The sequence below is a fragment of the Pseudomonas fungipugnans genome (assembly GCF_029955235.1).
GTDB classification, from domain to species: domain Bacteria; phylum Pseudomonadota; class Gammaproteobacteria; order Pseudomonadales; family Pseudomonadaceae; genus Aquipseudomonas; species Aquipseudomonas fungipugnans.
Genome location: NZ_JARBWL010000002.1, coordinates 302,927 through 323,480 on the forward strand (window position 1 = coordinate 302,927; position 20,554 = coordinate 323,480).

Genomic DNA, 20,554 nt, shown 5'->3' on the forward strand with positions numbered 1-20,554 from the left:
GCGCAAATCGCGGCGCCCGTACTGGCAGTTAAAACATGTCTGTGTTCACCCCGCTGGCTCGGCCCGAGCTGGAAACCTTTCTCGCCCCCTACGGGCTCGGCCGCCTGCTTGATTTCCAGGGAATTGCCGCCGGCAGTGAAAACACCAATTTCTTTATCAGCCTGGAGCAGGGCGAGTTCGTCCTGACCCTGGTTGAGCGCGGTCCGGTGCAGGAGATGCCGTTTTTCATCGAACTGCTCGACGTGCTGCACGACGCCGACCTGCCGGTGCCATACGCCTTGCGCACCACCGATGGCGTCGCCCTGCGCGAACTGGCCGGCAAGCCGGCGTTGCTGCAACCGCGTCTGGCGGGCAAGCACATCAAGGTCGCCAACGCAAAGCATTGCGCCCAGGTGGGCGAGTTGCTGGGTCACCTGCACCTGGCGACTCAGGCCAACATGATCAAGCGCAAGACGGATCGTGGCCTGGACTGGATGCTGGAGGAGGGCACCGAGTTGCTCTCGCACCTGAATGCCGAGCAGAGCGATCTGCTGCAACGGGCGCTGGATGAAATCACGCAGCAGAAGACGAAAATCCTGGCGTTGCCACGGGCGAACATCCACGCCGACCTGTTTCGCGACAACGCGATGTTCGAAGGCACGCACCTGACCGGGCTGATCGACTTCTACAACGCCTGTTCAGGGCCGATGTTGTATGACGTGGCGATTGCCTTGAATGACTGGTGTTCAGATGACGACGGGCTGATCGACGGGCCGCGGGCTCGGGCGTTGCTGGGCGCTTATGCGGCGTTGCGGCCATTCACCGCCGCCGAGGCCGAGCTCTGGCCGACCATGCTGCGTGTGGCGTGTGTGCGGTTCTGGTTGTCACGGCTGATTGCTGCCGAATCGTTTGCCGGGCAGGACGTGCTGATTCACGACCCGATGGAGTTTCAGCAGCGGTTGGCACAGCGCCAGAAAGTCAGTACGCCGCTGCCTTTCGCCCTCTGAATTGTGACGAGGGGGCTTGCCCCCGTTGGAGCGCGAAGCGCTCCCATGCGATCTGACTGAGCGGCCAGTTAGGGGCTGCTTCGCAGCCCAACGGGGGGCAAGCCACCTCGCCACAGGGTTTTGTGTCAGTTACAACGACTCCAGGCAACTTGCCAGATCATTCCCCAACTTCTCCAGTACCCGCTCATAGCCTTCAGCCGTCGCCGGCGTATACCCGCCCAATGCATCCAGTTCCGCCAGTTTCACCGGCAGGCCCGCCACCAGGGTTTCTGCCAGACGTGGGCGTAGCGGCGGCTCGCTGAACACGCAGGTCTTGCCGACTTCCTGCAAGCGGGCGCGCATCGCCGCAACATGCTGGGCGCCCGGCTGGACTTCGGCCGCGACGCTGAACACGCCCGTGTGCTTGAGGCCATAGGCGTCTTCGAAGTAGTCGAAGGCTTCGTGGAACACAAAGTACGGTTTGCCCGCGACGCCCGCCAGACGCGCTTTCAGGCGCAAGTCCAGCGCATCCAGGCGCTCATCGAATGCCTTGACGTTGCTCTGATAACGTTCGGCATTGGCCGGGTCGGCAGCGCTCAGGTCTGCGGCCATTTTTGCCGCGATCACCCGGGCGTTGACCGGTGACAGCCACAAATGCGCATCCAGTGTGCCCGGACGGTGATCGTGGTCATGCTCGTCAGCATCTTCAGCGTGAGAGTGACTGTCTTCGGCGAAACGGCGCAGTTTCAAGTCAGGCAAATCCTGCACGGCGACGCTCGGCAACGTACGACCTTTCAGCACGCGAGGCAGGAAACTCTCCATGTCCGGCCCGATCCAGTACAGCAGGTCCACGGACTGCACTTTGCGCACGTCGGAGGGGCGCAATGCGTAGTTGTGCGGCGAAGCGCCGGGCGGCAGCAAGACTTCCGGGATCGCCACACCGTCCTGCACCGCCGCTGCAATCAATTGCAGTGGCTTGATGCTGGTGAGCACTTTGACTTCGGCCTGCGCCGAGCCGATCAGCAGAAAACTTGCGATAAATGCGACGAAGATAGAAAAAAGTCGGGACACGATGACCACTCGAAGAGGCGAGAACGGGTAACATAATAACGTCTCTCACAAAACTCGTCGCCGCTCATGCCTAAAACACCGATTGCCAGCCGTCCCCACGACCACTCTCATTGCGTTCACAGCGCATTGTCGGAGGCCGATGCCTTGTGCGCACGTCAAGGCTTGCGCCTGACCGCATTGCGCCGGCGGGTGCTGGAACTGGTGTGGCAGAGCCATAAACCGCTGGGTGCCTACGACATCCTGGCAGTGCTCAGCGAACAGGACGGTCGCCGCGCTGCGCCACCGACCGTTTATCGGGCGCTGGATTTCCTGCTGGATAACGGCCTGGTCCATCGCATCTCGTCCCTGAACGCCTTTGTCGGCTGCAATCACCCGGAACACGCGCACCAGGGCCAGTTCCTGATTTGCCGCGAATGCCACGCTGCCATTGAGCTTGAACAAAAATCCATCAGCGACGCGATTGTCTTCAGCGCCAGGGACGTCGGCTTTGTCGTCGAAGCCCAGACCGTTGAAGTGGTCGGTCTCTGCTCGGGCTGCCAGGGGGCTTGATGAGCAATGCGCTGATCCGCCTCGAACACGTTGCCGTCACGTTTGCCGGGCAAGCCGTGCTGGATGACATCGAGTTGAGCGTCGAACCGGGGCAGATCGTCACCCTGATCGGCCCCAATGGCGCCGGCAAGACCACGCTGGTGCGCGCCGTACTCGGGCTGTTGAAGCCGGACAGCGGCAGCGTCTGGCGCAAGCCGAAACTGCGGGTCGGTTACATGCCGCAAAAACTCCACGTCGATCCAACCCTGCCGTTGTCCGTGTTGCGCTTCTTGCGGCTGGTACCGGGTGTGGACCGTGCGCGCGCCTTGTCCGCACTCAAGGAAGTCGGCGCAGAACACGTGATCGACAGCCCGGTGCAAAGCGTTTCCGGCGGCGAAATGCAGCGTGTGCTGCTGGCCCGTGCGCTGTTGCGCGAGCCGGAACTGCTGGTGCTGGATGAGCCGGTGCAAGGCGTCGATGTGGCCGGTCAGGCCGAGCTGTATAGCCTGATCACGCGTCTGCGGGACCGCCACGGCTGCGGCGTGTTGATGGTATCTCACGATTTGCATCTGGTGATGAGCACCACCGACCAGGTGGTTTGCCTCAATCGCCATGTGTGCTGTTCCGGGCATCCGGAGCAGGTCAGTGGCGATCCGGCCTTCGTCGAGCTGTTTGGCAAGAACGCCCAAAGCCTGGCGATTTATCATCACCACCATGACCACGCCCATGACCTGCATGGCTCGGTGGTCACTGGCCCGACGGCCCACACCCACGTTCACGGAGATAGCTGCAAGCATGGCTGATTTTCTGCTTTACGCCCTGCTTGCAGGTCTTGCCCTGGCGCTGGTCGCCGGCCCGCTGGGTTCGTTCGTGGTCTGGCGGCGCATGGCCTATTTCGGCGATACCCTGTCCCACGCGGCGTTGCTCGGCGTGGCCCTGGGTTTTCTGCTGGATGTCAGCCCGACCGTGGCGGTCACCGTCGGCTGCCTGTTGTTGGCGGTGTTGCTGGTGACCTTGCAGCAGCGTCAGCCGTTGGCGTCCGATACCCTTTTGGGGATTCTTGCACCCAGCACGCTCTCTCTGGGCCTGGTGGTACTAAGCTTCATGCATGAAGTGCGGATCGACCTGATGGCCTATCTGTTCGGCGACCTGCTGGCGATCAGCCCTACCGACCTGGCCTGGATCCTCGGCGGCAGCGCAGCGGTACTGGCGTTGCTGGTGACGTTATGGCGTCCACTGCTGGCGATCACCGTTCACGAAGAACTGGCCACGGTAGAAGGCTTGCCGGTGGCGGCGCTGCGTTTGACGCTGATGTTGCTGATTGCGGTGGTGATCGCTGTGGCGATGAAAATCGTCGGTGTATTGCTGATTACGTCGCTGTTGATCATCCCGGCGGCTGCGGCACAACGTCACGCCCGCTCGCCGGAGCAGATGGCACTGGGCGCTAGCCTGCTGGGCATGCTCGCGGTGTGTGGCGGGTTGGCGCTGTCGTGGTTCAAGGACACCCCGGCGGGCCCGTCAATTGTAGTGACGGCCGCCGCGCTGTTTCTGCTGAGTTTTGTCCTGCCCCGTCGAGGGGTGTAGACTTGCTCGTTTTTTGCGCAAATAGAGAGTCGCAGGAATGAAGTCGTTCGCCTCCCGTTATCTGCTCCTTGTCGCATTTTCATTGCTGCTGGGGGCCTGCCAAAGCACGCCACCGGCCCCCGAGGCCCCCGATGCGCGGGCCACGGCCATCGCACAGCTGGAACAAAGCCTGGCCAGCAGCGAACTGGCCACCGCTGAAGATCAACTCGCGACCTTGCAGACCGAATCGCCCAATGACCAGTCCCTGGTGCAATACCAGCGGCAGCTCGCCGAAGCGTATTTGCAGCGCAGTCAGATCGTGCTGCAAAAAGGCGATGTGAATGCGGCGGCGACGGCACTAAGCCGTGCGCGGGCCTTGATGCCCAAGGCTCCGGCGCTGACCGGCGGCGTCAACAATGCCATCGTCAATGCCCGCAAGGCTGAGCTGGACAAGGCCGAAGCTGCGCTGATGGCGGCCGAAGCCAAGCCGAAAGCAAAAGTCATCGACCCGACGGCTGAAAGCACCACGGTTGCATTGAATCTCACGGATATGGGCAAGCTTCGCCATCAACTGGACGCTATCGCCACCGATGTGGTGAATTACCAGTGTGATGTGAGCATCCAGGCGCCGCGTACCCAGGATTACCCTTGGTTGGCGACGTTACTGACCAAGCGCGTGAAGAAGCTCGATTCAGAGTTTGAGCTGAAGCTGCAGAAGCAGATCTTGCGCAACATCCCGGCGCAGATGGTTCTGAGTCCGCGCAAACCCTAAAAGCTTCGCGAGCAAGCCCGCTCCCACATGGAGGGTGACCACGAATCTATGGTCAACCTATAACCCCTGTGGGAGCGAGCCTGCTCGCGAAAGCGTCCTTTCCAGCAATACAATTCTCTAAGCCGGAATTGCCTTGGCCTTAGGCTCCCGGTCCCAAACCCGATGCTGCCCGATCGCGGCAAAAAACGCCTTGAACAGCTTCGCATCCGCCCCGACGATCAGCCCCGCATCAGTTTCCAGCTTCAACACGTCCAGCAGCTGTTTGGCGTCGCCATGCAGCGCAATCGCCTTCAAGTGCTTGTACGCCTCCAGCAGGTAATGCAGCGCCACGCCATCGGTACTCAACGCCTTGATCGACGCCGCGCCACCGGGCACGAACACCGCGTCGAACGCCACGGACGGCAGGCCTTCCATCGAGGCATCCACCGGCAACAATTTCCCGTCGGCAGTCTTCACCGGTGCCGAGGTCGGCCCCAGCAGCTTGGCGTGCGCGCCTTCAGCCTGTAGCGCCTTTTTAAGCGCATCAATCGCGGCACCATCGACGCCGTTCGCCGCCAGAATCGCCACTTTGCGGGTTTTGATATTTCCCGGCAGCAGGTTCGCCTGACTCAGCGCGGGCGAGCGGTCCAGGGACGTTTTTGGCACGTCGACCGTCCCGCCTTTTGGTGCTGGCAGGCCCAGGTTCTGCGCCACACGCTTGGCCAGCTCCAGGTCGATGTTGGCCAGAATCTCATTCACCTGACGCTGGCGAATGTGTTCGCGATCAACCTTGCCCAGCTCAAAGCTGTAAGCCGAGATGATGTGCTCCTGCTCGTGCTTGCTCATGCTGTGGAAAAACAGCCGAGCCTGAGAGAAGTGGTCGCTGAACGACTCGCTGCGCTGGCGGATCTTGTTGGCATCGATGCGTTCCGGGTACGTCTCGAAACCGCCGTCCTGCGCGGCGGGCGGAGTTTCTTTTGGCCAGCCGCCATCAATGGAGTTCGGCTCGTAGGACGCACGACCCTTGTCGATGGTGATGCGATGTTGGGCATCTCGCTGGCTATTGTGGAACGGTGCCAGCGGCCGGTTGATCGGGATTTCGTGGAAATTCGGCCCGCCGAGTCGGCTGATCTGCGTATCGGTGTAGGAAAACAACCGACCTTGCAGCAGCGGGTCATTGGAGAAGTCGATCCCCGGCACGATGTGCCCCGGGCAGAAGGCAACCTGCTCGGTTTCGGCGAAGAAGTTGTCCGGGTTGCGGTTCAGCGTCATCTTGCCCAGCGGCGTGATCGGCACGATTTCTTCGGGGATCAGTTTGGTCGGATCGAGGATGTCGAAATCGAAGTTGTGCTCGTTCTCTTCTTCGATGATTTGTACGCCCAGTTCCCATTCCGGGTAGTCGCCCATCTCGATGGATTCCCAGAGATCGCGACGGTGGTAGTCAGTGTCTTTACCGGCGAGCTTCTGCGCCTCGTCCCATACCAGCGAGCAAGTGCCAGCAGTAGGGCGCCAGTGGAATTTGACGAAACGCGATTTACCCTCGGCATTGATCAGCCGGAAGGTATGAATGCCGAAGCCTTGCATGCTGCGCAGGCTTTTCGGAATCGCCCGGTCGGACATGGTCCAGATCACCATGTGCGCCGATTCCGGCACCAGCGAGACAAAGTCCCAGAATGTGTCGTGAGCGGAGCCGCCTGTAGGGATTTCGTTGTGCGGCTCGGGTTTTACCGCATGCACGAAGTCAGGAAACTTGATCGCGTCCTGTATGAAAAAGACCGGCATGTTGTTGCCCACCAGGTCGAAGTTGCCTTCTTCGGTGAAGAACTTCACGGCGAAACCACGAACGTCGCGCACGGTATCGCCTGACCCGCGTGGGCCCTGTACCGTGGAAAAGCGCACGAAGACCGGGGTTTTCTGCCCAGGATCGCGCAGGAAACCGGCCTTGCTCAGTGCAGAATGATTTTCATAGGTCTGGAAGTAACCATGCGCGCCGGTGCCGCGTGCGTGGACGATGCGCTCCGGGATTCGCTCATGGTCAAAGTGCGTGATTTTTTCACGCATGATGAAGTCTTCGAGCAACGAAGGGCCACGCGGGCCGACCTTCAACGTGTTCTGATTATCCGAGACCTTCACGCCCTGGTTGGTGCGCAGGGCCTGTTCGGTGGCGTCGGAGCGAAACTTTTCCAGGCTGTCGAGCTTGGCGTTGGTGTTGCCGCGGTCCAGGGTGTCTGTCCCGGCCAATGCGCTTTTGGGTGCGGCAGGCTTTTTGGTACTCATCAGTCGTAAACTCCTCGTTGCGATTCCTGCCGTAGCCAGGACTCTTGAGCAATTCCCCAGGCACGGCACCGGGGGCGTTTTCGAGTTGCCTAATTAGTGACTGATGGCGCTTTTAGCCGTTCCTTTTTTATGACCTTTGATCGCGTTATTGCCAAATGAAAGGTTGAATGCCGAATAAATGCTAATAACCTCTATACGGACAGGCTAAAATGCGCGCCCGGCTAACCGCTGATCCTTTTCTAACGCGCCCCACAAGGTTCGCTACGTGATCGAGTTTCAAAACGTCCACAAAACCTACCGCGTCGCCGGTAAGGATATCCCCGCCCTGCATCCGACCAGTCTGACGATTGAGAATGGTCAGGTCTTTGGCCTGATCGGTCACTCCGGTGCGGGAAAAAGTACCCTGCTGCGTCTGATCAATCGCCTGGAAGAGTCCAGTGGCGGCAAGATCATCGTTGACGGTGAAGAAGTCACTGCACTGGATGCCGGCGGCCTGCGCCGTTTCCGCCAGCAGGTCGGGATGATTTTCCAGCACTTCAACCTGCTGGCATCCAAGACCGTGGCCGACAACGTCGCGCTGCCACTGACCCTTGCCGGTGAGTTGTCCCGCAGCGAAATCGACCAGCGTGTGGCCGAGTTGCTGGCGCGGGTCGGGCTGTCCGACCACGCCAAAAAATACCCGGCACAATTGTCGGGCGGCCAGAAACAGCGCGTCGGCATCGCCCGCGCCCTGGCGACCAAACCGAAAATCCTGCTGTGCGACGAAGCCACCAGCGCCCTCGATCCTCAGACCACGGCCTCGGTCCTGCAACTGCTGGCCGAGATCAATCGCGAGCTGAAGCTGACCATCGTCTTGATCACCCACGAGATGGATGTGATCCGTCGCGTGTGTGATCAGGTCGGCGTGATGGACGCTGGCGTGATTGTCGAGCTGGGTCCGGTGGCCGATGTGTTCCTGCATCCAAAACACCCGACCACCAAGCGCTTCGTGCAGGAAGACGAGCAGATCGACGAAAGCGAGCAACGCGATGACTTCGCTCACGTGCCGGGCCGCATCGTGCGTCTGACCTTCCAGGGCGAAGCGACCTACGCGCCGTTGCTGGGCACCGTCGCCCGGGAAACCGGTGTGGACTACAGCATCCTGGCCGGTCGTATCGACCGCATCAAAGACACCCCCTACGGGCAACTGACCCTGGCAATCACTGGCGGTGACATGGAAGCGGCTTTCGCCCGCTTCACCGCAGCCGACGTCCATATGGAGGTGCTGCGTTAATGGAAGCCCTGACAACGTTCTTCGCCAATATCGACTGGTTCGAAATCTGGCTGGCCACTGGCGACACCCTGCTGATGCTGGGTGGTTCGCTGCTGTTTACCATATTGCTGGGCCTGCCGCTGGGCGTGCTGTTGTTCCTGTGCAGCCCGCGCCAGTTACTCGAAGCCAAGGGTGTCTACGCCTTGCTGTCGCTGGTGGTGAACATCCTGCGTTCGCTGCCGTTCATCATTCTGCTGATCGTGATGATTCCGTTCACCGTGTTGATTACCGGTACGTCGCTGGGTGTGGCCGGTGCGATTCCACCGTTGGTGGTCGGTGCGACGCCGTTCTTCGCTCGATTGGTCGAAACCGCCCTGCGTGAAGTGGATCGCGGCATTATCGAAGCGACCCAGGCCATGGGCGCGACCACCCGGCAGATCATCGTCAATGCCTTGCTGCCGGAAGCTCGTCCGGGCATCTTTGCGGCGATTACGGTGACGGCGATTACACTGGTGTCCTACACGGCGATGGCTGGTGTGGTGGGCGCTGGTGGCTTGGGTGACCTGGCTATCCGTTTCGGCTATCAGCGTTTCCAGACTGACGTGATGATCGTCACCGTGGTTCTGCTGCTGGTGTTGGTGCAAGTGCTGCAAACCGTTGGCGACAAACTGGTTGTGCACTTCTCTCGTAAATAAGCTTTTCGTAACCAATGACTGAGCCGGCCATTCGCTGGCAGGCGCCAAACGGGCGCCTCACATGGAGTTAGCTGAATGAAAAAACTACTTGTCGCACTCGCCGCCGTGGCTGCGTTTTCCGCTCAGGCCGATGAAACCCTGACCGTTGCGGCCTCCCCGGTTCCGCACGCGGAAATCCTCGAATTCGTCAAACCGGCACTGGCCAAAGAAGGCGTGGACTTGAAGATCAAGGTCTTCACCGACTATATCCAGCCGAACGTGCAAGTGGCCGAGAAACGTCTGGACGCCAACTTCTTCCAGCATCAGCCGTACCTGGATGAGTTCAACAAGGCCAAGCACACCAACCTGGTTGCTGTTGCCGGTGTGCACCTGGAACCGCTGGGCGCTTACTCCAGCAAGTACAAGACCCTCGCTGAATTGCCGGGCGGCGCCAATGTGGTGATCCCGAACGATGCCACCAACGGCGGCCGCGCGCTGTTGCTGCTGCAGAAGGCTGGCCTGATCAAGCTGAAGGATGCGAACAACATCCTGTCGACCGTCAAGGACATCACCGAGAACGCCAAGGACCTGAAATTCCGCGAGCTGGAAGCCGCAACCATCCCACGCGTACTGACCCAGGTCGACCTGGCGCTGATCAACACCAACTACGCGCTGGAAGCCAAGCTGGATCCGTCGAAAGACGCGTTGGTCATCGAAGGCAACGATTCGCCTTACGTGAACATCCTGGTGGCCCGTCCGGACGACAAGGACAGCGACGCGATGAAGAAACTGGTTGCTGCACTGCACAGCCCGGAAGTGAAAGCCTTCATTCTTGAGAAGTACAAAGGCGCAGTACTGCCAGCCTTCTGATTGGCTGATGCAAAAAAAAGGGAGCTCCTCGGAGCTCCCTTTTTCATGCCTGAACGACCGTTCTCTGTGGGGCTGAGCTGTTGTGGCGAGCGAGCTTGCTCGCGCTAGAGTGTGCAGCACTCACAACATCGGCAGGGGTTGCCGATTTTTGGGGCCGCTACGCAGCCCAGCGGGAGCGAGCTCCCTCGCCACACAAGCTTGCCTGCTCGCAGGCATCAGCTGTGTGGTGCCGAATGAGACTGCTCGACGTTATCCAGCATCCGGTTTACCGCCAATTCGGCCAGCATGATGATCTGCTGAATGGCCATCGCCGTGTGCCGCTGCGGCCCTTGCAGAAACCCCGCAAAATCACTGGTCATGACACTCGCCGACGCCAGTGACTCACAGGCATGGGCCAACAGGTCTTCGTCTTTGATATCGGGGGCAATCACAAACATGGTGCTGGGTTGGCGGACCGCGGGGGCTTTGAGGGCGTCGGGGTTGGGGTAGTTGAGCGCGCGGTCTTCCGCTTCCTTGAGTCTGTTGGCTTCGAGGGTGGGGTCGTCGGCTTCGGGGGGATTTGGTGTTGGTTTGAACATGGCAAATAACCTCTCATTGATAAAGGGGCTGCCATTTTTTTCGTTTCCAGGCGAAAGGGTGGCAGCTGTGCGTAGGCTGGAAAACCGAGGCAAGAGGTAAACCCGGCAGACCCGAAGGTCTCCCACGCACAGCCGCCATAACAATTACGACAGGCGAAAAAGCGCCGCAGTATGTCATGAAGTCTGGCATCTACACTCTTGAACCTCGGGTTTCCAGGCCCGGTCGCTGATGTGCAACGACCCCCGAAGCCTATCCACCACACTTCCGACCGACAACCGCCAAAACATGTCGGAAACATCCCAAAAATCACTTGTTCTGTAGGACGGCCACAATCCATTACGGGAGCGGGCTCGTGTTGTCTGTTTAGTTACGCTTCAGCATCACCGGCAACTGCGCCACCAGCTTCGCATTGTTCAACGGCGCCCGAATAAACCCGCGCTGCGTGCCGTCCGGTCCGATCACCGCGAGATTGCCGCTGTGATCAACCGTGTAGTTCGGCTTGCTGGTGTCGGCCGGAATGAACGGGATGCTCATCGCGTTGGCGACTTTTTGCAGTTCTTCAACCGACGTCGGCGTCAGGCCGATGAACTGTGGATCGAAGTAGCCCAGGTACTGCTTCAGCTGCTTGGGCGTGTCGCGGTTCGGATCGACGCTGACCAGGATGATCTGCAACTTGTCCACGGCGTCTTTAGGCAGTTCGCTCTTGATCTGCCGCAGTTGGGCGAGGGTGGTCGGGCAGATGTCCGGGCAGAAGGTGTAGCCGAAGAACAACAGGCTCCACTTGCCTTTCAACTCGTCGATGGCAATCGGCTGGCCGTCCTGATTGGTCATGGTCACATCCGGCAGGTTGCGGCTTTGCGGCAGCAGGATGATGCCGGCGTCGATCAGTTCCGTCGGGTCGCCCTGGCCTTTGCCGGACAGCACTTTGTTGACGGTCAGGCCCAGCACCAGCGCGATCAGGGCGACGAGGATGAAGACGGTTTTCTGAGTTCGAGTCATAGGTTCAACAGTAAGTAGTGGTCTACGAGCAGGGCGATGAACAGCAGGAACAAGTAGTAGATAGAGTACTTGAACGTGTTGATCGCCGCGTGCGGCCGAGTGCCACGGTACAGCACCACGGCCCATTGCAGAAACCGCGCGCCCAGACCGAGGGCGCAGATCAGGTACAGCAGGCCGCTCATGTGGATGACATAGGGCATCAGGCTGACCGCCAGCAGGACGAAGGTGTAAAGCAGGATGTGGATTTTGGTGTAGTGCTCGCCGTGGGTCACCGGCAGCATAGGGATGTCGGCCTTGGCATATTCCTCTTTGCGGTGAATCGCCAGCGCCCAGAAGTGCGGCGGGGTCCAGGCGAAGATGATCAGCACCAGCAGCAACGGTTCGGCGCCGATGTGCCCGGTGGCGGCGGTCCAGCCAAGCAGTGGCGGGGCGGCGCCGGCAAGGCCGCCAATGACGATGTTCTGCGGCGTCGCGCGCTTGAGGAATCCGGTGTAGACCACGGCATAGCCGAGCAAGGAGGCCAGCGTCAGCCACGCCGTCAGCGGGTTGGTGAAGGTCAGCAGCAACGCCTGACCGAGCATCGCCAGTACCAGGGCGAAGGTCAGCGCCGCCGCTGGCGAAACCCGGCCTTCGGCCAGCGGGCGTTTGTGAGTTCGGGCCATCACCGCATCGATGCGCCGGTCCACCACATGATTGACCGCCGCCGCGCCACCGGCACACAGCCCGATCCCCAGATTGCCGAACACCAGCACCGTCCACGGCACCCCGGCGCGGGTCGCGAGGAACATGCCCACCAGCGAGGTGATGAGCATCAGCACCACCACTTTGGGCTTGGTCAGCTCCAGATAGTCGCGCCAGATCGCCTGACGGTGACGTTCGCCGATCAGAGTCGCCATGGCATCTCTCCTTTTATTGTTATGGGCCCGGCGGAGTGTTTACGCAGGCTGAAGCGCCAGCGGGCGGGGGTTTGCTGCCGAACCCGGACCAGGCTGGTGCGGGCGTGATAATTGACCAGCACCATGGTCAGCAGCAGCGCGGCGCCGCCGGCGTTATGAGCGACCGCCACCGGCAGCGGCAGGTGAAACAACACGTTGCTGATCCCGAGGGTGATTTGTGCGGCGAGGGCGATCAGCACCAAGCCAGCGAGACGTGTCATGCCGACGACTTTGAGTTGCCAGGCCAGACCGAGCAGCACAACAGTCACCAGCAGCGCGCCGATCCGATGAGTCAGGTGAATCGCTGTGCGCGCATCGCTGTCCAGTTGCCCGCCGAGGTAATTCGGGCCGATGTGTTGGGTCAGGTGAAAGCCGTTGGCGAAGTCCGCCGGCGGCAGCCATTGCCCGTGGCAGGTCGGGAAGTCGATGCAGGCCACGGCGGCGTAGTTGGAACTGACCCAGCCGCCGAGGGCGATTTGCAGGATCACCAGCAACAAGCCAGCCGTGGCCCAGTATTGCAGGCGCCGCGGCACGGTCAGCGCCGGCAGCACACCCGACAGCCGCAGCGTCAGCAAAAACAGCAGGCTCAAGGTCGCAAAGCCGCCGAGCAGATGCCCGGTGACCACCTGCGGCCAGAGCTTGAGCGTCACCGTCCACATGCCGAACGCCGCCTGGGCGAACACCACGGCCAGCAGAAACAGCGGCAACTTCACCGGCTGCCCCGGATGCCGACGATGCACCCAGGCACGCCCGGCCAGTATGGCGATCAACATCCCCAGCGTGCCGGCGAAGTAGCGGTGGATCATCTCGTTCCAGCCCTTGTGGGCTTCGACCGGTGTGTCGGGGAAATGCAATTGGGCATGGGCCAGTTGGGTTTCGCTTTTCGGCACGCTGATGAAGCCGTAACAGCCCGGCCAGTCCGGACAGCCGAGTCCGGCATGGGTCAGGCGCGTGTACGCGCCGAGCAACACCACAATCAGTGCCAGCAAGGTGGCAAACAGCGCGAGGCGAAATCCAGGTTTGGCCATGACGATGCCCTTATCCGATGTTCGACAATTTCAGCAACTGGCGCAGGTCGTTGAGCAGGTCCTTGCCCTTGACCGTCGGGTCGTAGCGCAGCACAAGGTTGCCGTGAGGGTCGATGATCCACAGTTGTGGCGCGGTCTTGTCGCCGGTGGCCCGGGTGAATACGCCGACGTCCAGCGGGTAGCGTTGCAGTTGCGGGTATTCACGGGCCAGCTTGGCCTCGTATTCGGTGGTCAGCGGCTGGGTGACGGCCAGCGCGTGGCTGGCGCGGGATGCATCGCGACCGAGACCGATCTGGATCTGCCGCGCCAGATAGACCAATTGCTGGCAGTCCACCGAGCAGTCTCTGGGTGCGGTCACCAGCATCTGCCAACGATCTTCGTCGGCCTGCACGCCGATGTCGGCGCGGGTCTGGCCGTTGCCGATCAGTTCGCCGTGATAACTGCGGCCGTCCGGCACCCAGAAATTGAGTTTGTACATGCCGGTGGCGAGGATCATCGGGCCGACGATCCCGAACAGAATCAGCAGCAACTGCCAGCGCCCCTTGCGCCGGCTCGCCGGTGTTTTCGCTTCAGACATGCTGGGTGGATTCATGGCCGCTCCCATGGTGTTTCTCCTTTGCGTTGTGCCAGCCGAGGTAGATAAAAAGGCCGAGCAGGGCGAGTGCCATGGCGAACCACTGCACGGCATAAGCGATATGTTTTTCCGGCCCCATGGCCACCACCGGCCAATCGGCCTGGTAGGCGCCAGGGCCGGTTTCTTCGCGCAATTCATAGGCGAAGCCTTCGCGATCGAGCGAGGCCCAGAGTTTTGTCGGTTCGACGGCGGTGATCAGCTTTGGCCAGGAGGTGGTGGTGGGGTCGGCGTGCAACTGGAAGGTCGCGCCAGGTGAAACGTAAACCCAGGCATTCAAATCCAGCGGTTCAGTGGGCGTATCGAAGTGCGGCGGTGTACGCCGCTCCGGCCACGGCAGCCAGCCGCGATTGACCAGCAGCCACTGTCCGGTTGCCTGATCGTGAAAGGGTTGCAGCAGCTCGACGCCGACCTTGCCATTGCGCTGGCGGTTATCCAGTAACAGGCTGTGTTCGGCATCGAATTGGCCGTGCAGGCGCACGCGGCGGAAGGCAGGATCGGCGGTGTGTTGCAGCTCGCTACTGGCCATCGGTTCGGCGGCCCGGCGTTCGGCATAGGTTTGCAGCAGCGCGCTTTTCTCCGCGCCCCGGCTCAGTTGCCAGAATCCCAGTGACACCAGCAGCGGCAACAGCAGCGCGACTACCAGGGTCGGCACGACGCCCGGGCGGAAGCGCTTCATGGCGACGCCAGAAAGTCGGTCATTGCGATAGCTATACTCAAGTGCATCGCCTTGTTCCCCCGGAGTCCGCCATGCTCAAAGCAGCTATCGTCCTGATGCTGATTGCCACGGTCGTCAGCCTGTTCGGCGGCCTGTTTTTTCTGGTCAAGGACGACAGCAGCTCAAATCGCCTGGTCATCGCCCTGAGTGTTCGGGTTGGCCTGGCCGCCATCACCGTCGGCTTGATCGCCTGGGGCTTCTATAGCGGCCAGCTGGTTTCTCACGCGCCCTGGTAAGCGCTCAAAGCACGTAGACGAAAACGAACAGGCCGATCCACACCACGTCCACGAAGTGCCAGTACCAGCTCGCCGCCTCGAAGCCGAATTGATGCTCGTTGTCGAAGTGCCCACGCATGATCCGCATCAGCATCACGAACAGGATGATGGTGCCGATGGTCACGTGGGCACCGTGGAAGCCGGTGAGCATGAAGAACGTCGCGCCATAGACGCCCGAGCCCAGGGTCAGGCCCAGTTCGTGGTAGGCATGCATGTATTCCTCGGCCTGCAGGGAGAGGAACCCGCAACCCAGTAACACGGTGATCGCCAGCCAGATTTTCAGTGCGCCGCGATGGCCTTTTTTCAAGGCGTGGTGGGCGATGGTCACGGTGACGCTGGAGCTGACCAGCAAAATCGTGTTGATCAGCGGCAAGCCCCAGGGACTGATGACTTCCTTGGGCGGCGGGAACAGGGTCGGGTCCGGGGTGTGCAGCAGCGGCCAGGCGAACTGGAAGTTCGGCCACAGCATATGCGCAATGCCTTTGGGCCCTTCACCGCCCAGCGCCGGGCCGGAGATGTGGCGCACGTAAAACAGCGCACCGAAGAAGGCGATGAAGAACATCACTTCCGAGAAGATGAACCAACTCATGCCCCAGCGAAACGAGCGATCCAGTTGCGGGCTGTACAGCCCCGCCCGACTTTCCTTGATCACCGCGCCGAACCAGCCGAACAGCATGTAGGCCAGCAACAGGCCGCCGACGAAAAAGATATACGGGCCGTGGGATTCCGGGCGCGCTGCCTTCAGGTCGTTGAACCAGGTGCCCAGGCCATAGACCGTGATCAGCATGCCTGCCGTGGCGATGATCGGCCATTTGCTCTGGGCGGGAACGTAATAGTGCTCATGAGTTGCCATTGATTGTTCTCCTTATCGGGCACGCCTAGCCGCCGGTATTGACTGCGACCGGTGGATGACGGGCGGTGATATCGAACAGCGTGTAGGACAGCGTCAAGTGCTTGATATCCTTGGGCATGTCGCGGTCAACGATGAAGCGTACGGGCATTTCGATGCGTTGGCCGGGTTGCAGCACTTGCTGGGTAAAGCAGAAACACTCGGTCTTGTGGAAGTACGCCGCCGCTTCGCTGGGGGCAATGCTCGGTACAGCCTGGGCACTCATCGGGTGGTCGGTGGGGTTGACGGCGACGAACAGCATTTCGGCCACAGCCCCTGGATGGGTGGTCACTTCATTGCCCTTGGGATAGAACTCCCACGGCATGTCGGCGTTGTTCATCGACAGAAACTGCACCCGCACCTGCCGCGAGTTATCCACCACCTGCTCACCTTCGTATTGCCCGGCCGTCTTGCCGTTGATGCCGAAGGCCTTGCACATCACGTCGTAGATCGGCACCAGCGCGAAGCCGAACACAAACATTGCCACCACCACCATCAACAGGCGCGTGACCAGTTTTTTCAGGGAAATTGAATCAGCCATGATGTTTGCCCTCACGCCCAAGCCCTGTGGGAGCGAGCCTTTGTGGTGAGGGAGCTTGCTCCCGTTGGGCTGCGAAGCGGCCCCAAAAGCTTTGCGTCTGCTTCGCAGCCGAGCGGGAGCAAGCTCCCTCGCCACACAAGTTCGCTCCCACATGGGTTACAGCGTTCATTTCACTTCCGGCGGGGTAGTAAAGGTGTGATACGGCGCCGGCGACGGCACGCTCCACTCCAGGCCCTCGGCGCCATCCCACGGTTTGGCCGGGGCCGGCGGCCCGCCGCGAATGGTCTTGATCACGATGAACAGGAAGAACAGCTGCGTGGTGCCGAACATGAACGCACCAATCGACGACACCATGTTGAAGTCGGCGAATTGCAGGTTGTAGTCCGGAATCCGCCGTGGCATGCCCGCCAGTCCCACGAAGTGCATCGGGAAGAAGGTCATGTTCATGCCGACGAACGACAGCCAGAAATGCAGCTTGCCCAGGGTTTCGTCGTACATGTGGCCGGTCCATTTCGGCAGCCAGTAGTAGGTGGACGCGAAGATCCCGAAGATTGCCCCCGGCACCAGCACATAGTGGAAGTGCGCCACGACGAAGTACGTGTCCTGATACTGGAAATCCGCCGGGGCGATGGCCAGCATCAGCCCGGAGAAGCCGCCGATGGAGAACAGAATCACGAACGCCACGGCAAACAGCATCGGCGTCTCGAAGGTCAGCGAGCCTTGCCACATGGTGCTGGCCCAGTTGAACACTTTCACCCCGGTCGGCACGGCGATCAGTAGCGTCGCGTACATGAAGAACAACTCGCCCACCAGGGGGATGCCGACCACGAACATGTGGTGCGCCCAGACGATGAACGACAGGAACGCGATGCTCGCCGTGGCGTAGACCATGGACGTGTAGCCGAACAGCGGTTTGCGCGAGAAGGTCGGGATGATCGAGCTGACGGCACCGAATGCCGGCAGGATCATGATGTACACCTCGGGGTGGCCGAAGAACCAGAACACATGCTGGAACAACACCGGGTCACCGCCGCCCGCTGCGCTGAAAAAGCTGGTGCCGAAGTGGATGTCCATCAGCATCATCGTCACGCAACCGGCCAGCACCGGCATCACCGCAATCAGCAGGAAGGCGGTAATCAGCCAGGTCCAGACGAACAGCGGCATTTTCATCAGGGTCATGCCGGGGGCACGCAGGTTGAGGATGGTGGCGATCACGTTGATCGCGCCCATGATCGAGCTGATGCCCATCAGGTGAATGGCGAAGATGAAGTAGGTGACGCTTTCCGGCGCGTAGGTGGTGGATAGCGGTGCGTAGAAGGTCCAGCCGAAGTTGGGTCCGCCACCGGGCATGAACAGCGTCGACACCAGCAGGATGAAGGCCGCTGGCAACAGCCAGAAGCTGAAGTTGTTCATCCGTGGCAGGGCCATGTCCGGCGCGCCGATCATCAACGGGATCATCCAGTTGGCGAGGCCGACGAAGGCCGGCATCACGGCACCGAAGACCATCACCAGGCCGTGCATGGTGGTCATCTGGTTGAAGAACGCCGGTTCGACGATTTGCAGGCCGGGCTGGAACAGCTCGGCGCGAATCACCATGGCAAAAGAACCACCCAGCAAAAACATGGAGAACGCGAACCACAGGTACAGCGTACCGATGTCCTTGTGATTGGTGGTCAGCACCCAGCGCATCAGGCCTTTGGCGGGGCCGTGGGCGTGGTCGGCGTGACCGTGGTCATCGATTACAGCGCTCATGGCCGGTCTCCTGTAAACGAGTGGGCTGGGCAAGCCGAGGCGCATTGCCCCGACCGGTTGCTTGGGTGCGCAATAGACCGGCTCATTTGCTTTCCGCCTGTTTCAGCTCCAGCACTTCTTTAGGGGTGACCATGTCGCCCTTGTTGTTGCCCCAGGCGTTACGCTCGTAGGTCACGACCGCCGCGATATCGACTTCCGACAGCTGCTTGCCGAACGCCGCCATGGCGGTGCCGGGTTTGCCGAAGTACACGCGGTGCAGGTGGTCGGCTTTCGGCCCTGTGGCAATCGGTGAGCCCTTGAGTGCCGGGAACATCGGCGGCAGGCCCTGGCCCTCGGCCTGGTGACAGGCCACGCAGGTGGTGTGGTAGATCTTGTCGCCGCGCGCCTTGAGTTCGTCGAGGGTCCATTCCTTGGTGGTCAGCTCTTTCATCTGCGCCGCTTCAGCTTTGCGGTCGGCCAGCCATTTGTCGTAGTCAGGCTGGGTTTTGACGTCGACCACGATGGGCATGAAGCCGTGGTCCTTGCCGCACAGCTCGGCGCACTGGCCACGGTAGATGCCGGGCTTGTCGATGCGGGTCCAGGCTTCGTTGACGAAACCGGGGATGGCGTCGCGCTTGACCGCGAAGGCCGGCACCCACCAGGAGTGGATGACGTCGGCGGACGTTACGAGAAAGCGCACCTTGGCGCCGATTGGCAGCACCAGCGGCTGATCGACTTCCAACAAATAGTGTTCGCCCTTGGCTTCCTTGTTGTGGATTTGATCTTGAGGGGTGGCCAGGTTGCTGAAGAACTCGACGTCCTGACCCAGGTATTTGTAGTGCCACTTCCACTGATAGCCAGTGATCTGGATATCGATATCCGGCTCGCTGGTGTCGTACATCTTGATCAGGGTCGCGGTCGCGGGTACCGCCATGGCCACCAGGATGATGAAGGGCACGATGGTCCAGAGAATCTCGACGGTGGTGCTTTCATGAAATTTCGCGGCAACCTGCCCGGTGGAACGGCGGTGGACCATCATCGACCAGAACATGGCGCCGAAGACGATGATGCCGATCACCACACAGATCCAGAAAATGGTCATGTGCAGGTCGAATACTGCGTGACTGATTTCAGTCGCTCCAGGCGCCATATTTACAGTCCAGGCGGCTTGCGCCTGACCGAAAATCGACCACAACAGGAGGCCCATCCAGACGTGTGGATGTCGCATCATTGCGGGTTCCCCTTATCGTTCTTGTTATCCCGCCGGCTATCACCAGCGGCAAGGGAGCGGCATTTTCAGACTACGAACTTGAATCGCCGGGCCTTGCTGCCATTGCAGTCGGGCGTCATCAGCTAACTCCATTCAAAACCGAGTATAGACAGCGACTGGGACCACGCAACGCGATGGGGTAAATCAGCTGAAACAGCTTTGACTTGCGCCCAAGGCCACGAATGGAGAAGGATGTAGACGAGTGGTGGCAAATCGATATAACGCGGGTGTATCAAGGATGAAATAATTATGACAAAAGCGTCTTAGGAAATTTCCTACGCCAGCTAAGTTATGTCTTCCCTATTTCACAGCCTTTGTTCCCTGGAGTTTTCATGAACACCGCCGCATTGCGCGAGCAGATCCAAAAAGCCCAACAACACGAGGCCGAGACTGGCCTGCTTACTCGTCAACTGGAAATCCAACTGCCACACCTGCATTCCGCCATCCAGCTACCGGATGTCGATGCCAAAGGTGTGATGACCCGTTTTGTAACGGCTTACATCGAGCAAGTCCCGGACCTGTTGGACGCCGCCAATGATGTCGCACGGGAAGCAGGTATCGAATCGCAGATCAAACCGGTACTGAAGATCGCCGAGCAGTTCTTTCTGCAGCCGCCGGCAATCATGACCGGGCACATTGGCCTGGACAGTCTGCTGGACGAAGCTTATCTGGCACATCGGCTGGTCGAAGAGGTGAATGATCTGTATATCAAGCATTTTGGCCAGCCACTGATCCCATTGGACATGACTGTTGCCAACCTGATTGCCCACCAATTGATCGGCGAGGCGTTTGCCAACCAGCTGGATGAGGCCGTGCATCACGCTGTAGACGAGATGCTCGACGAAGACAGCTTCGCGCTGGAATCGGTAGAAGCCTATCGCGAGAAACTCAACAGCCCGGACACCGGCGCTGCGTGGAAGCGCTGGCCGTGCCTGTCGCGCCAGTTGGGTGTGGGTCTGGAGCTGGATCAGCCGGCGGCTTGATCTACCCGTCAACACAATCTCCCT

22 protein-coding genes are annotated in these 20,554 nt (G+C 60.5%); 10 read left to right on the plus strand and 12 right to left on the minus strand.

What is annotated here, in order from left to right; genetic code table 11:
* Positions 1–35 precede the first annotated feature (35 nt).
* Entirely contained in the window at positions 36–986 is a 951-nt protein-coding gene (locus tag POF45_RS16365; protein ID WP_282316150.1) for a homoserine kinase, read from the plus strand.
* A 129-nt stretch (positions 987–1,115) separates the two neighbouring features.
* Here POF45_RS16365 and POF45_RS16370 read toward each other — a convergent pair whose 3' ends face one another.
* A complete protein-coding gene (locus POF45_RS16370; protein WP_259497927.1) occupies positions 1,116–2,036 on the minus strand; it encodes a zinc ABC transporter substrate-binding protein in 921 nt (306 codons plus the stop codon).
* 66 nt (positions 2,037–2,102) lie between these two features.
* Between POF45_RS16370 and zur the strand changes: the two genes are divergently transcribed.
* Genes zur through POF45_RS16390 form a run of 4 tightly spaced genes read left to right on the plus strand, consistent with a single transcriptional unit; the run spans position 2,103 to position 4,899 of the window.
* Entirely contained in the window at positions 2,103–2,585 is a 483-nt protein-coding gene (gene zur, locus POF45_RS16375) for a zinc uptake transcriptional repressor Zur (protein WP_259497929.1), read from the plus strand.
* Positions 2,585–3,367 carry a zinc ABC transporter ATP-binding protein ZnuC gene (gene znuC / locus POF45_RS16380; protein ID WP_259497931.1) on the plus strand — a complete coding sequence of 261 codons (783 nt, stop codon included), beginning with the start codon at positions 2,585–2,587 and terminating at the stop codon, positions 3,365–3,367. The genes zur and znuC overlap by 1 nt, the downstream gene beginning before the upstream one ends.
* A complete protein-coding gene (gene znuB / locus POF45_RS16385) occupies positions 3,360–4,148 on the plus strand; it encodes a zinc ABC transporter permease subunit ZnuB (RefSeq protein WP_054047998.1) in 789 nt (262 codons plus the stop codon). The genes znuC and znuB overlap by 8 nt, the downstream gene beginning before the upstream one ends.
* Positions 4,149–4,185: 37 nt before the next feature.
* Positions 4,186–4,899: a PA5502 family lipoprotein gene (locus POF45_RS16390; protein WP_259497933.1), complete on the plus strand. Its 714-nt coding sequence runs from the start codon at positions 4,186–4,188 to the stop codon at positions 4,897–4,899.
* 117 nt (positions 4,900–5,016) lie between these two features.
* Here the strand turns inward: POF45_RS16390 and katE are convergent, their stop codons facing one another.
* Positions 5,017–7,155: a catalase HPII gene (gene katE / locus POF45_RS16395; protein WP_259497934.1), complete on the minus strand. Its 2,139-nt coding sequence runs from the start codon at positions 7,153–7,155 to the stop codon at positions 5,017–5,019.
* Between the two features lie 265 nt (positions 7,156–7,420).
* Between katE and POF45_RS16400 the strand changes: the two genes are divergently transcribed.
* The 3 genes from POF45_RS16400 (at position 7,421) to POF45_RS16410 (ending at position 9,951) form a co-directional block, all read left to right on the plus strand.
* Positions 7,421–8,428, plus strand: a complete 1,008-nt coding sequence (locus POF45_RS16400; RefSeq protein WP_259497936.1) for a methionine ABC transporter ATP-binding protein — start codon at positions 7,421–7,423, stop codon at positions 8,426–8,428.
* On the plus strand, positions 8,428–9,102 hold the full coding sequence (locus tag POF45_RS16405) for a methionine ABC transporter permease (protein WP_259497938.1): 675 nt from the start codon (positions 8,428–8,430) through the stop codon (positions 9,100–9,102). Before POF45_RS16400 ends, POF45_RS16405 begins: the two co-directional genes overlap by 1 nt.
* A 75-nt stretch (positions 9,103–9,177) precedes the next feature.
* A complete protein-coding gene (locus tag POF45_RS16410) occupies positions 9,178–9,951 on the plus strand; it encodes a MetQ/NlpA family ABC transporter substrate-binding protein (protein WP_259497939.1) in 774 nt (257 codons plus the stop codon).
* Positions 9,952–10,166: 215 nt separating this feature from the next.
* On the opposite strand, the gene POF45_RS16415 is transcribed toward POF45_RS16410, so the two are convergent.
* The 6 genes from POF45_RS16415 to POF45_RS16440 form a co-directional block, all read right to left on the minus strand.
* Positions 10,167–10,529, minus strand: coding sequence for a DUF6124 family protein (locus POF45_RS16415; RefSeq protein WP_259497940.1), 363 nt, complete (start codon positions 10,527–10,529; stop codon positions 10,167–10,169).
* Between the two features lie 364 nt (positions 10,530–10,893).
* Positions 10,894–11,529 carry an SCO family protein gene (locus tag POF45_RS16420; RefSeq protein WP_259497942.1) on the minus strand — a complete coding sequence of 212 codons (636 nt, stop codon included), beginning with the start codon at positions 11,527–11,529 and terminating at the stop codon, positions 10,894–10,896.
* The gene (gene cyoE / locus POF45_RS16425) at positions 11,526–12,425 is read right to left on the minus strand and encodes a heme o synthase (protein ID WP_259497944.1); all 900 of its coding nucleotides are present in this window, start codon (positions 12,423–12,425) and stop codon (positions 11,526–11,528) included. The genes POF45_RS16420 and cyoE overlap by 4 nt, the downstream gene beginning before the upstream one ends.
* Positions 12,413–13,492, minus strand: coding sequence for a COX15/CtaA family protein (locus tag POF45_RS16430; RefSeq protein WP_259497946.1), 1,080 nt, complete (start codon positions 13,490–13,492; stop codon positions 12,413–12,415). The genes cyoE and POF45_RS16430 overlap by 13 nt, the downstream gene beginning before the upstream one ends.
* 10 nt (positions 13,493–13,502) lie before the next feature.
* A complete protein-coding gene (locus POF45_RS16435) occupies positions 13,503–14,096 on the minus strand; it encodes a PA_0111/PP_0108 family protein (protein WP_259497948.1) in 594 nt (197 codons plus the stop codon).
* Positions 14,062–14,802, minus strand: a complete 741-nt coding sequence (locus POF45_RS16440) for an SURF1 family protein (RefSeq protein ID WP_282316152.1) — start codon at positions 14,800–14,802, stop codon at positions 14,062–14,064. Before POF45_RS16440 ends, POF45_RS16435 begins: the two co-directional genes overlap by 35 nt.
* Positions 14,803–14,873: 71 nt before the next feature.
* Here POF45_RS16440 and POF45_RS16445 point away from each other — a divergent pair, with 71 nt between their 5' ends.
* Complete coding sequence (locus tag POF45_RS16445; RefSeq protein ID WP_259497950.1) at positions 14,874–15,077, plus strand: twin transmembrane helix small protein; 204 nt, start codon at positions 14,874–14,876, stop codon at positions 15,075–15,077.
* A gap of 4 nt (positions 15,078–15,081) precedes the next feature.
* Here the strand turns inward: POF45_RS16445 and POF45_RS16450 are convergent, their stop codons facing one another.
* From POF45_RS16450 to coxB, 4 genes are all read right to left on the minus strand, one after another.
* Positions 15,082–15,969, minus strand: coding sequence for a cytochrome c oxidase subunit 3 (locus tag POF45_RS16450; protein ID WP_259497952.1), 888 nt, complete (start codon positions 15,967–15,969; stop codon positions 15,082–15,084).
* 25 nt (positions 15,970–15,994) lie between these two features.
* Positions 15,995–16,546 carry a cytochrome c oxidase assembly protein gene (locus tag POF45_RS16455; RefSeq protein ID WP_259497954.1) on the minus strand — a complete coding sequence of 184 codons (552 nt, stop codon included), beginning with the start codon at positions 16,544–16,546 and terminating at the stop codon, positions 15,995–15,997.
* A 165-nt stretch (positions 16,547–16,711) separates the two neighbouring features.
* Positions 16,712–18,298: a cytochrome c oxidase subunit I gene (gene ctaD, locus POF45_RS16460; protein WP_259497956.1), complete on the minus strand. Its 1,587-nt coding sequence runs from the start codon at positions 18,296–18,298 to the stop codon at positions 16,712–16,714.
* 82 nt (positions 18,299–18,380) lie between these two features.
* Positions 18,381–19,508, minus strand: coding sequence for a cytochrome c oxidase subunit II (gene coxB / locus POF45_RS16465; protein ID WP_259497958.1), 1,128 nt, complete (start codon positions 19,506–19,508; stop codon positions 18,381–18,383).
* A gap of 371 nt (positions 19,509–19,879) precedes the next feature.
* Here coxB and POF45_RS16470 point away from each other — a divergent pair, with 371 nt between their 5' ends.
* Entirely contained in the window at positions 19,880–20,530 is a 651-nt protein-coding gene (locus tag POF45_RS16470) for a hypothetical protein (RefSeq protein WP_259497960.1), read from the plus strand.
* Positions 20,531–20,554 lie beyond the last annotated feature (24 nt).